This window comes from Pseudomonas vranovensis (assembly GCF_040438935.1).
In the GTDB taxonomy this organism is placed as follows: Bacteria; Pseudomonadota; Gammaproteobacteria; order Pseudomonadales; family Pseudomonadaceae; genus Aquipseudomonas; species Aquipseudomonas vranovensis.
In genome coordinates, this window is sequence record NZ_CP159259.1 from 1,593,943 (window position 1) to 1,608,418 (window position 14,476).

General features: G+C 63.6%; 14 protein-coding genes. 8 read left to right on the plus strand and 6 right to left on the minus strand.

Annotated features, from left to right (window positions below):
- Positions 1–67 precede the first annotated feature (67 nt).
- The 4 genes from ABVN19_RS07485 to ABVN19_RS07500 all read right to left on the minus strand — a co-directional run bounded on the left by ABVN19_RS07485 (position 68) and on the right by ABVN19_RS07500 (position 3,973).
- Positions 68–1,582 carry an MFS transporter gene (locus tag ABVN19_RS07485; RefSeq protein WP_105642698.1) on the minus strand — a complete coding sequence of 505 codons (1,515 nt, stop codon included), beginning with the start codon at positions 1,580–1,582 and terminating at the stop codon, positions 68–70.
- A gap of 26 nt (positions 1,583–1,608) precedes the next feature.
- On the minus strand, positions 1,609–2,697 hold the full coding sequence (locus ABVN19_RS07490; RefSeq protein ID WP_105642675.1) for an HlyD family secretion protein: 1,089 nt from the start codon (positions 2,695–2,697) through the stop codon (positions 1,609–1,611).
- 72 nt (positions 2,698–2,769) lie between these two features.
- Positions 2,770–3,183, minus strand: a complete 414-nt coding sequence (locus tag ABVN19_RS07495; RefSeq protein ID WP_105642676.1) for a cupin domain-containing protein — start codon at positions 3,181–3,183, stop codon at positions 2,770–2,772.
- A 34-nt stretch (positions 3,184–3,217) separates the two neighbouring features.
- Complete coding sequence (locus tag ABVN19_RS07500; protein ID WP_105642677.1) at positions 3,218–3,973, minus strand: SDR family oxidoreductase; 756 nt, start codon at positions 3,971–3,973, stop codon at positions 3,218–3,220.
- Positions 3,974–4,212: 239 nt separating this feature from the next.
- Between ABVN19_RS07500 and ABVN19_RS07505 the strand changes: the two genes are divergently transcribed.
- The 3 genes from ABVN19_RS07505 (at position 4,213) to ABVN19_RS07515 (ending at position 7,073) form a co-directional block, all read left to right on the plus strand.
- Positions 4,213–5,772 (plus strand): winged helix-turn-helix domain-containing protein, encoded by a 1,560-nt coding sequence (locus ABVN19_RS07505; protein WP_105642678.1) that lies wholly within the window; start codon positions 4,213–4,215, stop codon positions 5,770–5,772.
- Positions 5,773–5,886: 114 nt separating this feature from the next.
- Positions 5,887–6,360, plus strand: coding sequence for a GNAT family N-acetyltransferase (locus tag ABVN19_RS07510; RefSeq protein ID WP_105642679.1), 474 nt, complete (start codon positions 5,887–5,889; stop codon positions 6,358–6,360).
- 359 nt (positions 6,361–6,719) lie between these two features.
- Positions 6,720–7,073, plus strand: coding sequence for a DUF1428 domain-containing protein (locus tag ABVN19_RS07515; RefSeq protein ID WP_028942020.1), 354 nt, complete (start codon positions 6,720–6,722; stop codon positions 7,071–7,073).
- Positions 7,074–7,115: 42 nt separating this feature from the next.
- On the opposite strand, the gene ABVN19_RS07520 is transcribed toward ABVN19_RS07515, so the two are convergent.
- Entirely contained in the window at positions 7,116–8,741 is a 1,626-nt protein-coding gene (locus ABVN19_RS07520) for a methyl-accepting chemotaxis protein (protein WP_105642680.1), read from the minus strand.
- Positions 8,742–8,881: 140 nt separating this feature from the next.
- Complete coding sequence (locus ABVN19_RS07525; RefSeq protein ID WP_028942022.1) at positions 8,882–9,793, minus strand: AraC family transcriptional regulator; 912 nt, start codon at positions 9,791–9,793, stop codon at positions 8,882–8,884.
- Positions 9,794–9,898: 105 nt separating this feature from the next.
- Between ABVN19_RS07525 and ABVN19_RS07530 the strand changes: the two genes are divergently transcribed.
- Genes ABVN19_RS07530 through ABVN19_RS07550 form a run of 5 tightly spaced genes read left to right on the plus strand, consistent with a single transcriptional unit; the run spans position 9,899 to position 14,330 of the window.
- Positions 9,899–10,456 (plus strand): carboxymuconolactone decarboxylase family protein, encoded by a 558-nt coding sequence (locus ABVN19_RS07530; protein WP_028942023.1) that lies wholly within the window; start codon positions 9,899–9,901, stop codon positions 10,454–10,456.
- 50 nt (positions 10,457–10,506) lie between these two features.
- Positions 10,507–11,568, plus strand: coding sequence for an acyl-CoA/acyl-ACP dehydrogenase (locus tag ABVN19_RS07535; protein WP_105642681.1), 1,062 nt, complete (start codon positions 10,507–10,509; stop codon positions 11,566–11,568).
- On the plus strand, positions 11,565–12,410 hold the full coding sequence (locus ABVN19_RS07540; protein WP_028942025.1) for an ABC transporter ATP-binding protein: 846 nt from the start codon (positions 11,565–11,567) through the stop codon (positions 12,408–12,410). Before ABVN19_RS07535 ends, ABVN19_RS07540 begins: the two co-directional genes overlap by 4 nt.
- On the plus strand, positions 12,376–13,575 hold the full coding sequence (locus ABVN19_RS07545) for an ABC transporter substrate-binding protein (protein ID WP_028942026.1): 1,200 nt from the start codon (positions 12,376–12,378) through the stop codon (positions 13,573–13,575). The genes ABVN19_RS07540 and ABVN19_RS07545 overlap by 35 nt, the downstream gene beginning before the upstream one ends.
- A complete protein-coding gene (locus ABVN19_RS07550; RefSeq protein ID WP_028942027.1) occupies positions 13,575–14,330 on the plus strand; it encodes an ABC transporter permease in 756 nt (251 codons plus the stop codon). The genes ABVN19_RS07545 and ABVN19_RS07550 overlap by 1 nt, the downstream gene beginning before the upstream one ends.
- Positions 14,331–14,476: the final 146 nt, after the last annotated feature.

Consider the following 14,476-nt stretch of genomic DNA (forward strand, 5'->3'; position numbering starts at 1 on the left):
GTGCTGGGGAAGTTCTGGCGATCGACATTAGCGCAAAGTGCCGGGCAGGCGCAGGCATGATTTGCAATCAATACCCATTGGCATACTTCCCCAGCCCGATCTTGATCCCCACCAGCACAGGCGCCGCGACGGCAAACAGCAGGACAACCGCGACAAACGCCGTATCGAAGGCAATCACCATCGACTGTCCCGACACCACCCGCCCCAACAGATTAGTCGCCGCCCGACCTGCCGCCTCTGCATCCAGGCCCTTGCTGGCAAGCAAGGCCGTGGTGGTCGACAGTCGTTCGAACAGGGCCGGTGATCCTGGCATGAGGTGCGTCCCCAGTACCACGGCATTGTTGACCAGGTTGTGATCGATCAGGGTCTGCAATCCTGCAACGCCCATCAAACCTCCCAGCTGCCGCCCGGTATTGAACAGGCCGATGCCAGCGGCCAGGGTGCGGTTGCCGAGGTGACTGAAGGCAATCAAGGTGATCGACAGGAACAGGAAGCCCAGCCCCAGGCCGCGCAACAATAGGGCCGCCATCATGTCGTCACTGCCGTTTTCGCTGGTAGAACCCGACAACATCCACATCGCCAGCATGAGCATCAGGATGCCGAAGGGCACGGTGACAAATGGCGCGATTCGGCGCGCTTGAAACAGGTAGGCCGACACCAGCAGCCCGGCGCAAAACACCGCACCGCTGGGCAACAGCAACAGGCCGGCGTCTGTTGGGGTGAACCCGAGCACCGACAGGGCGAACGCCGGGATCAGGTACGCGCTGCCAAACAGGGCTGCACCGGCAACAAAGCTGACAATGAAGGCGAACGCAAAATCACTCGACTTGAACAGGGTGAAATCCAGCAGACGCTCGCCATCGGCCTGCAGTTGCTGGCCGACAAACGCCAGCAAGGCACTTGTCCCGAGCATTGTCAGCCACAGGATCCGCGGCGCTTCAAACCAGTCCCAGCGGCTGCCCTGGCTGAGTACGTAAGTAAAACAGAGCAGGCCGCAAGACATCAGGACAAACCCTGTCCAGTCAAAATGCCGGGCGCGGTGACGGCGGGGCACAGGCGCGTCAACGAACAGGAGTAGTCCCGCCGCCATCAAGGCAAGGGGCACTACACAGAAGAAGATCCAAGCCCAGGATTGGCTGTCGAGTAACCACCCTTGCAGGGCTGGCGCGAGGGTAGCGGGGGCGACCACAGCGCCCATGGCAAACACGGCTTGAAGCACGGGCTGGTAGGCACGGGCATAGGTGCGAAAGAGGATGGCCTGCCCCCCGACCAGCACGGTTGCGCCGGCAAAGCCCTGCACCGCTCGCAGCAGCACCAGCAGCTCCAGTTGCGCGGTAAGGGCGGCGCCAGCGCACGCCAAGCCCATGATCAGGGTTGCGGCCAGGATTACGTGCCGGGGGTAGAAACACTTGAACCACCAGGGTGCCGTCATGAAACCGATCAACTTGAATGCGGTGTAAGCAATGTCCAGCCAGGCGAACTCATCGGGCGTTGCGTAGGTATCGCCGATGATGTCGCTGCGTCCCAAAGCCAGTACGGTGCTGGCGATTGCTTCAGTGAGCGCGGCGAGGACGATGCCCATCAGGAGCAGGGCAGCGGCTACCCGGCTCACGATCCACCCCCAAGGGCTACCTCGACCCGCGCCGACAGTCCCGGCACGATACGCCCCGGCAGCGGGTTGCTGGCCAGGCTGATCTTGACCGGCACCCGCTGCACCACCCGGACAAAGTTGCCGGTGGCGTTGTCGGTAGGCAACAGGCTGAAGGCCGAGCCGCTACCCGGAGCAAAACTGTCGACCACCCCTTCAAGCACGTCATCAGGAAAGCCATCGACCGTGATGCGCACACGCAGGCCGGGCTGCAGCTGTTCAAGCTGGGTTTCCTTGAAATTGGCCACCACCCACACATCGTCGACCGGCACGATGTCGAGCAAGGCAACGCCGGTTGTCACGTAGCGGCCCACCCGTACCTGGCGGTTACCGACAATGCCGCCTATCGGTGCCCGCACCACGGTGCTGTCCAGGTCGATCCGGGCCAGGTCCAGTGCGGCTTGAGCCTGCATCACCGCAGCCACGGCGGCTTCGCGCTGGGCCACCAGTACGGCAATGGTCTGCTGCTGAGCGTCCACGGACGCGGAGGTCGCCGACACGCTGGCCACTGCCTTGGAGCGTGCTGCGCCCGTTTCGTCGACCAGGGCCTGGCTGACCGCGTGGCTGACGATCAGTTTGCGGCTGCGGTCATGGGTCTTGTTGGCCAGGTTCATGTCGGCGGCGGCCGAGCGGTGCTGCGCCTGTGCCTGGCGAATAAGGGCATGCTGCAAGCGGGTCTGGGCGTCTATATGGCTCAAGCGTGCCTGGGCTGCGCTGACATTGGCCGCGGCCTGTGCCAGGTGCGCACGGTAGTCCTTGTCATCGATACGAAACAGCACCTCGCCGGCCCGCACCGCCTGGTTGTCCCTGACCTCGACCGTTGTGACATAACCGGCCACCTTGGCGGCAAGCGAGGTGACGTCGCCGCGCACATAGGCGTTGTCGGTCGAGATGCTGGCGCCGCCGAATGCCATCACCCAACCGCCCACCATCACTGCCAGGGCACTGGCGCACAACAACAGGCCGACGGCCTTGCGCTTGCCCGGGCGTGGCGGGTCAGGCACCTGGGCGTGTGGGGCGCTGTCGACACTGGTTTGCGGGGCGTTCATGTTGGTGTGTCCTGTGCAGGGCCAGCGCCCTCGGCAACGCTGGGCTGCCGAGGGTCGGGCAGTGAGTGGGGGTCAGGGCTTGACCGGCTTGACCAGCTCCTTCTCGCTGCTGTCGAGCACGAATACCGCCAGCAGGCGGGCAGGCTCGGTGGTGCTGGCGTTGGCGCTGACGGCATGGAAGGCGCCGGGTTCTTCGACGAAGTTTTCGCCGGCCTCATAGACGTTTTCTGGCGCGTCACCGACCTTGCTGCGCACCGCGCCCTCAAGCACCGTGGCATAGATGAAGGCCGACTTCGGATGCAGATGGGCCGGGGAGGCGCCACCAGGGGCGTATTCCACCAGCACACCCTTCATGCTCTTGCCCGGTACATTGGGCAGGGCGCGGTCGAACACCACCGTGACCTTGCCCGGCTGCGGTTCGGCGGCCCAGGCCGTGCTGAGGGTCAAGGTCGCAAAGACGGCGGCCAGTACAGTTCGGCTAAACATGGCAGTGCTCCTGTTCAAGTAGATGAGGGAAGGCTCAGCGCCCGGCCTGGGCTGCGAGCCAGTCCTCGAAACGGATGGCACCCAGGCGCGGATTGCGGCTGCCCGGGGTCAGCGATTGATCGTCGAGCTCGGATCCGAAGTAGCGGGCGTGTACATCAGCGACCACCTTGCGGGTGTCCTGGGTGGCGTGGAAAAAGCGTCGCACCAGCTCGTCCATTGGCATGGCCTCGGGCCCGGCGACTTCTGCCGTGCCGTTGAGTGGTGTGGCCAGGGTGACATCGGCCAGCGCCGCGACAACATCGTCCGATGCCAGCGGCTGGATCAGCGCGGGCGACAGGTGGACCTCTTCGCCCACCGTGGCTGACTGGGCGATGCCGCCGACAAACTCGAAGAACTGCGTGGCCCGCAGGATGCTGTACGGCATGCCGGAGGCCTTGATGAGGTTTTCCTGGGCAACCTTGGCGCGAAAGTAGCCGTTCTCGGGTTGCCGTTCGCAGCTGACAATCGACAGCGTCACGTGATGGCGTACACCCGCAGCGGCTTCGGCTGCCAACAGGTTGCGGGTCGAGGTCTGGAAAAACTCCAGCACCGCCTGGTCGTCCCAGGCAGGGGCGTTGGCGACGTCGACGACAATGTCGGCGCCATCCATGGCCTCGGCCAGTCCTTCACGGGTGATGCTGTTCACGCCGGTATTGGGGGAGGCGGCGAGCGCCTCATGGCCGCGCTGACGAAGGGTGTTCACAAGTTTTGAGCCGATGAGGCCGGTGCCTCCGATAACGACGATCTTCATGGTGTTTCTCCGCTTGCCGACGGCAACCGTTGCTGTCGATGTACAGAGCGTGCGCCGGTAGAGGAGGGAAGTCCTTGTGCCCGCCTTGGGTTTGCCTTCGAGTGTGCTTGGATTTCTGTCCAATTTCGCCGGCCGTCTTGCGTGACGGTGCAGCGACCGGCAGGCTGCCGTATGATCGAAAGCAGCCACCAGCCCGCTCGGACACGGAGTCGAGAGCACTCGACCAAAGGATCCGTACTTTGCAATTCGTGTTTGAAGACTACGTGCTCGACCAGCAGCGCCGGGAGCTGACCCTGCGCGGTCAGGTCGTGGCCGTCGGGCCACAGGTGTTCGACCTGCTGCTGCAGCTGGTCAGTAACGGCGAGCGAGTGATGAGCAAGGATGAGTTGCTCAAGGCGGTGTGGGACGAGCGGATCGTCTCCGAATCAACCATCACCAGCCACATCAATGCAGTGCGCAAGGCCATCGGCGATACCGGCGAGGAACAACGCCTGGTGCGCACGGTGGCGCGCAAGGGCTACCGCTTTGTCGGCCAGATCAAGCGCGAGGAAGGTGAGCCAGTGAGCCTTGAGCCCACTGCACCGGCCGTGGCACTGGCGCTGCCCGACAAACCGTCCATTACCGTGCTGCCGTTTCATAACCTCAGCGGCGATGCGCAGCAGGACTATTTCGCCGATGGCGTGGTGGAAGACATCATCGCCGCCCTGTCGCGGCTGCGCTGGCTGTTCGTCATTGCTCGCAATACCAGCTTTACCTACAAGGGCCGAGCGGTGGATGCACATGCCGTCGGCCAGGAGCTGGGCGTGCGCTACGTACTCGAAGGCAGCGTGCGCAAAGCCGGCAACAAGGTGCGCATCACTGGCCAACTGATTGATGCAAGCACCGGTACTCACCTGTGGGCCGAGCGTTTCGAAGGCCTGCTCGATGACATCTTCGAGTTGCAGGACCAGGTCACCGAAAATGTGGTGGGTGCCATTGCCCCGCAGCTTGAGCGGGCGGAGATCGAACGGGCCAAGCGCAAGCCCACCGACAGCCTGGACGCCTATGACTACTATCTGCAAGGCGTTGCCAAACTGCACAACGGCACGCGCGAGGCCATTGACCAGGCATTGCTGCTGTTTTACAAAGCCGTCGAACTGGACCCTGAATACGCCTCGGCCTACGGCATGGCCGCCTGGTGCCACTTCTGGCGAAAATTGAATGGCTGGATGGACAACCGAGCGGTGGAAATTGCCGAAGGAGCACGCCTGGCGCGCCTGGCCGTGACCCTTGGCCGCGACGATGCGGTAGCCTTGACCCGCGGCGGTCATGCACTGGCCCACCTGGCCGGTGATGTCGATGGCGGCATTGCCTTGCTGGACCGAGCCCGGCTGCTCAATCCCAACCTGGCGCCGGCCTGGTACCTGGGCGGGATATTACGTGCATTCCGGGGTGAAACCGATGCCGCCATCGCCGACCTCACCCATGCGGTACGCTTGAGCCCGCTGGACCCGGAAATGTTCAGAATGCAGATCGGCATGGCGCTGGCGCAGTTCTTCGCCGGGCACTTCGATGCCGCCGGCAGTTGGGCGGAAAAGGCCCTGGGCAACCTGCCCAACCTCTTGGCACCGGTTGCCCTGGTGGCCGCCAGCTATGCGCTCAGCGGGCGGATGGACAAGGCGCAGCAGGCCGCCGGGCGCCTGCAGCAGCTGGATCCCACGCTGCGCGTGTCGACGTTGAGGGAGTGGCTGCCGATCCAGCGCCCAGAAGACCTTGCACGGTTTGCCGAAGGGCTTCGGCTGGCGGGGTTGCCGGAGTAGGGCGAGGAATATCCATCGCCGCACTCAGCCTGTATGCCGAGTTTGCGTTTGATCTGTATCTACCCGACTGGATAGCCCCGGCCTAGCATCAAACGCTCCCCCCAGGTGCTGGCCATGAGCGTTTCCGGATTGACCCCCCGTCGGCTGGTGCCGACCGACCTTGAGATGATCTGCGCGCATCGCGAAGCAATGTTCCTCGAAGCGAGCGGTGACCCTGCACAATTGCGCCTGATGACCGAACACTTCCGGGCCTGGCTTGAACCACGCCTGGTCGATGGCCGCTACTACGGCTTTGCCTTCTTGGACGCCGATCAACCCGTGGCGGCGATTGGCCTGATGTCCCTCGACTGGCCACCTCATCCCTTCCACCCGACCCAAGGTGAGCGTGGCTATGTGCTCAACGTGTTTATCGAACCTGCTTACCGACGCCGGGGCCTGGCCACCGCACTGATGCAACTGGCGCAGGCAGAATTTACCCAGCGAGGTATCAACTTCGCCGTACTGCATGCGACCGAGGCGGGCAGGCCGGTGTATGAAGGGCTGGGGTGGAAGCCGACGGCGGAAATGGCCAAGGCATTGAACCTGTAGGAGCGGGCTTGCCCCGCGAGCGGCCAAAACATCCCGCGAATCTGCAGTTGCCTGGAACACGGCCGCTGCGCGGCCGATCGCGGGCAAGTCCCGCTCCCACAGGATTCGTATGTACCGCAAGTGTGGTGTATCTCAGGGCGACGCCGAACCTGTGGGCGCTGGCTTGCCAACGACAGGGCCGATGCAGCTTTCCGATCAAGAGGCTGTTTGAGACCTTGCCATGAACCATGGATTCTCCCACAGAGCCTGTGCCAGGCAGTTGCTCCTGCAGCCGTTTGTCGATGATCAGCGGGCGTTGTCGATTCCCTTGTCAGCCGATCGACTACTTCGCAGACACCCCCAATGCAGGAGTAATCACCATGGCTTACGTCGAAGGTTTTGTCATTGCAGTGCCCACCGCCAACCGCGAGCAATTCAAGCAGCACGCCGAAAAAGCAGCCGTCGTGTTCAAGGAAGCCGGTGCCCTGAAGGTCATCGAATGCTGGGGCGACGATGTGCCGGACGGCAAGGTCACCTCGTTCCCGATGGCGGTGAAATGCAGGCCGGATGAAACGGTGGTGTTTTCCTGGATTCTCTGGCCTTCCCGCGAGAAGCGGGATGCCGGGTTCAAGCAGGTGATGGACGATGCGCGGCTGCAACCGGACAAGAACCCCATGCCATTCGATGGGCAGCGGATGATTTTTGGTGGGTTCGAGGTCCTGGTGGATGTTTGAGCCCCATCGCGGGGCAAGTTCTACCTTGCCCCGCAATCACGGTCACACCCGGAACCGCCCCACCAATCCGGTCAATTCCTCAGCCAGTCGCGACAATCCCTGGCTGGCCTCCCGCGTCTGTTGCGCGCCCAACGCCGAGCGGCTCGACAGCTCACGGATGTTCAACAGGTTGCGGTCCACCTCCCTCGCCACCTGCGCCTGCTCTTGCGCCGCGCTGGCAATCACCAGGTTGCGCTCGTTGATTTCGCCAATGGCGCTATAGATGCCTTCCAGCACGTGGCCTGAAGCCTGGGTAATGCCCAGTGTCGATTGAGCACGCTGGGTACTGGCCTGCATCGATGCCACCGCTGCTTCGGTACCTTGCTTGACCCCGGCGATCATCTGCTCGATTTCCTGGGTCGATTGCTGGGTGCGGTAGGCGAGGGTCCGTACTTCGTCGGCCACCACGGCAAAGCCTCGCCCGGCCTCACCGGCGCGGGCGGCCTCAATGGCGGCGTTGAGGGCCAGCAGGTTGGTTTGTTCCGACACCGCGCGGATCACTTCCAGTACCTGGCCGATGTCACGAATCTGCCCGGCCAGTTGTTGCAGGCGCTCACTGCTGATCTGCACTTCGCCGGCCATCGCACGGGTGCCGTCGAGGTTTTCGCCGACCTGCTGGCGGCTCTGTTCGGCAAGCTGGTTCGAGGCGTTGGCTGCCTGCGAAGTGGACACCGCATTGCGCGCTACTTCCTCCACGGCAGTGGTCATTTCGGTAACGGCGGTGGCGGCCTGTTCCAGCTCCTGGTCCTGCTGGCGCAGGCTGTGGGTACTCTGTTCAGTGATGTTGTCCAGCACCTGCGCGGCCTGCGCCACTTGCGCCGCGTAGGCGGTGAACTGGGCCAGGGTGACGCGCTGGCTTTTTTGCATGTGGGCAAGGTTGGCGAACAGCTGGCCGATTTCATCGCGGGTGGTGACCTGCACGGTCACGCTCAAGTCATCCTGGGCGAAACGCTGGAAATGCCCGCTGGCGTCGAGCAGCGGACGCAACACACGGCGGGCGACAAAAGCCCAGCACAGTGCGGCCAGAAACAGCGTGAGCACCACCAGGGCCACGCTCAGCACCTTGGCGGCCTGCAGGCGGCGGTCGGACTCAAGCATGATCTGCTGGCTGCGCTCGCTCAGGGCCGCCACCAGTTGCTGACGCAAGGCCTGCAGGCGGGCCATGGCATTGCCGGCGTTGGTGTTGACGCTGAAGTAGCGCTGCAGGTCGTTCATGCGCATCGCTTCGCGCTGGCCGGCCACTGCCTGGGCGTATTCATCGAAGGTACGTTGAAGGTCAAGGGCCAGGGCGCTAAACGCAGGCTCCTGGGCAGTGGCGACCAGCTCGGCAAACAGCCCACGGCTGTTGGCGATCAACTGTTCGGACATTGCCATGCGCTTGTTGGCGCTCTCAGTGTGGCCACCGCTCTGCTCGATAAAGCCCGAAGACACGTTGGCACTGGCGCGGATCGCCATCAGCAGCGCGTTGTTCAGCCGGTCCGCCTGGTGCGCGGTCTGGTCCAGTTCGGTGATCTGCTGGTCGCTGCCCACTGCCGCGCGCCAGGCGCTGAGGGTCGAGAACAGCAAGGTGAGGGTGAACAGCGCCAGCACCCAGAACATGCCAGTGCGGATTTTCAAGTCGGCGAACATGCAGGCAGTACTCCTTTGTAGTTGTTATCAGCGCCACCCGGTGCCGGGCAGTCGGGGCTGTGTGGTCTGCTATCGGAGCTGCTGCTGGCAAACTTGAGGGCTGAAAGACGCTTGTGTTCGATTACCGCACGGTGACTGCTTCAGCGTCCCTCGTGCTGTCGCCGGTAGGCACCTGGCTGCACGCCGACGGCCTTGCTGAAGGCGCGGGTGAAGGCGGCGATGGACTGGTAGCCGACGGCGGCGCACACCTGCTCGACGGTATTGTGGGCCTTGAGCAATTGGCAGGCATGACGCATGCGCAGGGCCAGCAGCACTTGCCCCGGGGACTCTCCGGCCAGTTCGGTGAAGCGCTTGAAGAAGGCCGAACGTGAAAGCCCCGTGCAAGCCGCCATGCTTTCCAGTGGCCAGGGGTGCTCGGGGTGGGCGATCAGTTGTTCGACCAGAGGCGCGAATTGCGGGTGACGGGCCAGGGCCACCAGACCATTCATGCCAGCGTCGCCTTGCACGTGCTGGCGCAGCACGTAGAGAAACAACAGGTGGCTCAAGCGCTCAAGCAACGCCGAGGAGGGCGACGGCTGGCGCTGGCACTCGGCAAGGATCAACTCGAAAAGGGCGGTGGCGGCGCTCAGGGCAGGGTCGCCGGCGCGCAGGATGATCCAGTCAGCCAGGCCCTCGATAATCAGCGACGACAGCCCCGGGTGAAAATGAAAGAACCCGCACACCAGGCCCACGCCGTCGTTGGCGCCGGTGTCCAGGGGCAGCATGGCCATGCGCGGTTGCTCACGGGCACGTTCGCCGTCAGCCGTACCCGACAACCGATAAGGCAGGTCGCGCAGCAGGAACACCGCATCACCGGCTTCAAGGGCAATGGCCTCGGGTTGGTCGTCGATGTGCAGCCAGCAATGGCCCTGCACGATCAAATGAAAACTGGCCCGCGCCAGGCCCTGGGTGCTGGCGTGCCAGCCCCCGCAGTAACGCCCTACATGGAACAGCGTGGCGTCTAGCTCAAGGCTTTCTAATAACCAATCGACAAGTGGGCTGGATGAAATCATCTAATGGAAAGACTCAGAAGCAAGTAATAGCGACTCTAGAATATGGAAGGTATTTCTTATAACCAACAGACTGGTAGCACACCCTAGTATGCAGGAGTCCACTCCATGTCGCGCGTCACTCTACACACACTGCAAACCGCCCCGGAAGCTGCCCGTCCTTTCCTGGAAAGCGCCCACAAAAACTCGGGTTTCATCCCCAACCTACTGGGCGTGCTGGCCAACGCCCCGGCCGCACTGGAAACCTACGTCACCGTCTCGGCCCTCAATGGCAAGGCCGAGCTGAGCCTGGCCGAGCGTGAAGTGGTGCAACTGATCGCTGCCACCAACCACGGCTGCGACTTCTGCGTGGCCGGCCACACTGCCGTTGCCCTGAACAAGGCCAAGTTGCCGCAAGACGTGGTCGACGCCCTGCGTGCTCGCGGCGAGCTGCCACAGGAAAAGCTCGAAGCCCTGGCGGCGTTCACCCGTGAGGTGATCGCTACCCGTGGCGATGTCAGCGATGTGGGTTACACCGCCTTCCGCGAAGCCGGCTACAGCGAAGGTCATGCACTTGAAGTGATTTTGGGCGTGAGCCTCGCGACGTTGTGCAACTTTGCTAATGTGTTCGCCCAAACCCCGCTCAATGACGAGCTGAGCAAGTACCGCTGGCAGCCTTCGGTATAACGAATCGATGGCGCCAGTGTTTACTGGCGCATTTTTAAAGGAGTAAACCCATGCTCGATCCCGCATTCGCTCGGTGGCTCGATGCCCAGGCCGAAGCGCTCGACCAGGGTCAGTGCGACCCGCAGGCCGTGCTGGGTCAACTGGCGTCGGCCCAGGTGTTGCGCGCTGGCATCGACCCGACCCTGGGCGGCAGCGGTGGCACGGTTGCCGATGCTATCGAAGCCGTGGCCCAGGTAGCCAGCCACTCGCTGGCGGCGGCCTTTGTGTTCTGGGGCCAGCGCGCCTTTATCGAATACCTGCTGCAAAGCCCCAATGTAGGATTGCGCGAACGCTTGTTGCCGTCCTTGCTCAGCGGTGAGCTGGCCGGGGCCACGGGCCTGTCCAACGCAATGAAATTCCTTTCCGGCATCGAGGCGCTGCAAGTCAAGGCCAGCCCCCAGGCTGCCGGCTGGACCCTGGACGGTCGTCTGTACTGGGTGACCAACCTGCGCAAGGGCGGCTTTGTGGTGGCAGCCGCCATCGACGAGGAGGGCGCATCACCCTTTGTGCTGGCCATCCCCGACAACGCGGCGGGCCTGACGCGCTCCGACGATCTTCAACTGATGGGGCTGCAGTCCAGCAATACGGCAGCGCTCGGTTTCGACAAGGTGGCTGTCAGCCGTGACTGGTTGCTGCACGAGAACGCCAAGCAATTCCTGCCGGCAGTGCGTCCGGCGTTCCTTGGCTTGCAGTGCGGCATGGCGATCGGGTTGTCGCGGCGCTCCTTGAGTGAAGTCGAGGCGCACTTGCAAGGCGCGCGTTCGTTCCTGGCCGAAACCTTGAACGTGCTGAACGAGCGTCTGGAAAACACCGTTCGCGAGCTCAAGCAAGGTGTGCTCGATGGCCGTTTCCTGGCGCAGCCGGCGGCCTTGTTCAAGCTGCGCATCCTGTTGGCCGAAACTGCGGCCGACGCTGTGCAACTGGAACTGCAGGCCAGCGGCGGCAAGGCTTACCTCACCGCCTTCGGAGCAGGCTTTGCCCGGCGCTGGCGTGAGTCGGCGTTTGTGCCGATTGTCACCCCGAGCCTGGTACAGCTGCGTGCCGAACTGCAGCGCCAGGCGTCGGCAGCATGACCCAGGTGTTACTCGAAGCGCGCGGAGTCAGCCTCGGCTACCCGCGAGACCAAGGCTGGCAGAGCGTGCTGGAAGATTTTGACCTGCAGTTGGCGCCGGGGGAGGTGATTACCATCCTCGGCCCCAGCGGAGTCGGCAAATCGAGCCTGCTGCGGGTGCTGGCCGGGTTGCAGCAGGCGCGCGCGGGTAGCGTCAGCCTGCTCGGTGAGCCACTGCAGGGCCCACACCCACGGCTGGCGGTGGCCTTCCAGGACCCGAGCCTGTTGCCCTGGCTCAGCCTTGAGAAGAACGTCGCCTTCGGCCTGGACTTTGCCCGTCAGCCCAGAATTGCCGCCAGCGAGCGCCGTGCCCGGATCGATCACGCCATCGAGGCGGTCGGCCTGCAGCCTGCACGCGATCAGTACCCGGCACAGCTCTCCGGTGGCATGGCCCAGCGCACCGCGCTGGCCCGCTGCCTGGCGCGCCAGCCCCAGGTGCTGCTGCTCGATGAGCCGTTCGGTGCCCTGGATGAAGTGACCCGCGCCGACATGCAGCAACTGCTGTTGCAATTGATCGCCCAGCACAACACGGCGGCGATCCTGATTACCCACGATATCGACGAAGCCCTGCTGTTGTCTGACCGGGTATTGCTACTGGGCAACCACCCGGCGCGCACCCTGGGCCAATGGCACATCGACCTGCCGCAGCCTCGCGAGCAGCGGGTCGAGGAGTTGGGCGCGCTACGTATCGACATTCTCAAAACCCTTCGGCGGGCCAGCCGCACCGAACCCACACCTGAACCTTTGCCGCTGCCGTCGGAGACTGCCCATGTGCCTGGACGACTTCACCCACACTCGTCGTGATTTCATCAAACTCAGCGCCTTGCTGACCGCCGGTGGCGCCATGCCGCTGCTGAGCAGCCTGCAGGCGCGAGCCGCAAGCGATCCCGATGCGCCGGTGCGTATCGGCTACTTGCCGATTACCGACGCCACGCCGTTGCTGGTGGCGCACAACAATGGCCTGTTCGAAGCCGAAGGCATCAAGGCCGAGCGTCCGGTGCTGCTGCGAAGCTGGGCCCAGGTGATCGAGGCGTTCATTTCCGGCCAGGTCAACGTCATTCACCTGCTCTCGCCCATGACGGTGTGGGCGCGCTATGGCAGCAAGGTGCCGGCCAAGGTGGTGGCCTGGAACCATGTGGGCGGCTCGGGCCTGACCGTGGCGCCGGGCATTGCCGAGGTCAAGCAGCTGGGCGGGCAGACCGTGGCGATTCCGTTCTGGTACTCGATCCACAACGTGGTGGTGCAGCAGTTGTTCCGCGACCATGGCCTGCAGCCGGTGTCCAAGCCTGCGACGGCGCAGATTGCGGCCAATGAAGTGAACCTGCTGGTACTGCCACCGTCCGACATGCCGCCCGCATTGGCCAGCAAGCGCATTGCCGGCTACATCGTCGCAGAGCCTTTCAATGCATTGGCAGAAGACTTGAAGGTGGGCCGGGTACAGCGCTTTACCGGGGACATCTGGCGCAACCATGCCTGTTGCGTGGTGTTCATGCACGAACATGACTTGAACAATCGCCCGCAGTGGTCGCAAAAGGTGGTCAACGCCATCGTCAAGGCCCAGCTATGGACCCGCGATCACCGCGCCGAGGCGGCGGCGTTGCTGTCCAAGGCCGGCCCCAATCGCTACACCCCGCATACACCGCAGGTGCTCAGCAACGTACTGGCGCCGTCTGCCGATGACCGTGCGGCCTATATCGCCAGCGGTGCAATTCAGCATGCGCAGTGGGACGAGAAGCGCATCGACTTCCAGCCTTACCCGTTCCCCAGCTACACCGAGGAACTGGTGCGCCGTCTGCAGAACACCCTGATCGAGGGCGACAAGGGCTTTCTGGCTGGGCTGGACCCGCAGCAGACTGCCCGCGACCTGGTCGATGACCGTTTTGTGCGCAACAGCATCGAGGCGGTTGGCGGGCTCAAGGCGTTCGGCTTGCCGGACAGTTTCGAGCGCAGCGAGGAGTTTGCGATCTGATGGGCAAGCACGCAGTTCATGGCGCCCTGGGCGCCGCCGGCTTGCTCGGCTTGTTGCTGGTGTGGTGGCTGGGTGTGCAGCTGTTCGGTGAGGCCGATGGCCTGTCGGCGCGCTTCTCGCCGCAGGCCACCCTGAGCAGCCTGATCGAGCTGCTGGGCCAGCATGAGGTGTACGAACATGCGTGGGTGAGCCTCAAGCGCATCCTCATCGGCTTGTGGCTGGCGTTGTTGATCGGCGTGCCGTTGGGGTTGCTGGTGGGGAGCTACCGCCATCTGGAAGCGGCGACCACACCAGCGTTCCAGTTCTTGCGCATGATCTCGCCGCTGTCATGGATGCCAGTAGTGGTCATGCTGATGGGCGTGGGTGACCAGCCGATCTACTTCCTGCTGGCCTTTGCGGCGCTCTGGCCGATTCTGCTCAATACCGCAGCCGGGGTGCGCCAGCTTGACCCGCGCTGGTTGCAGCTGAGCCGCAGTTTGAGTGCGACGCGTTGGGAGACCTTGTGCAAGGTGATCATTCCGGGGGTACTGGGGCATGTGCTGACCGGTGTGCGCCTGGCGATCGGCATCTTGTGGATTGTACTGGTGCCGTGCGAAATGCTCGGGGTCAGTGCCGGGCTGGGCTACTTCATCCTCGATACCCGTGACCGCCTGGCCTACTCGGAATTGATGGCCATGGTGCTGTTGATTGGGGCGCTGGGGTACATGCTCGATGCGCTGGCGCGGGGGCTGCATCGGCGCTGGGTGCATGCCTGAATGTGCGCCTCGATGAACCTGGCCGACGGCAGCGGCGAAGGGAATGGCATATAGCCGCTGCCGAGGTACGAGGCTGCGATCGGCAGCGTAGCTGGCTGCGGTGGTGCAGCGGTCTATAGTGAAGTCATGTTTGCCTTGGACAACCT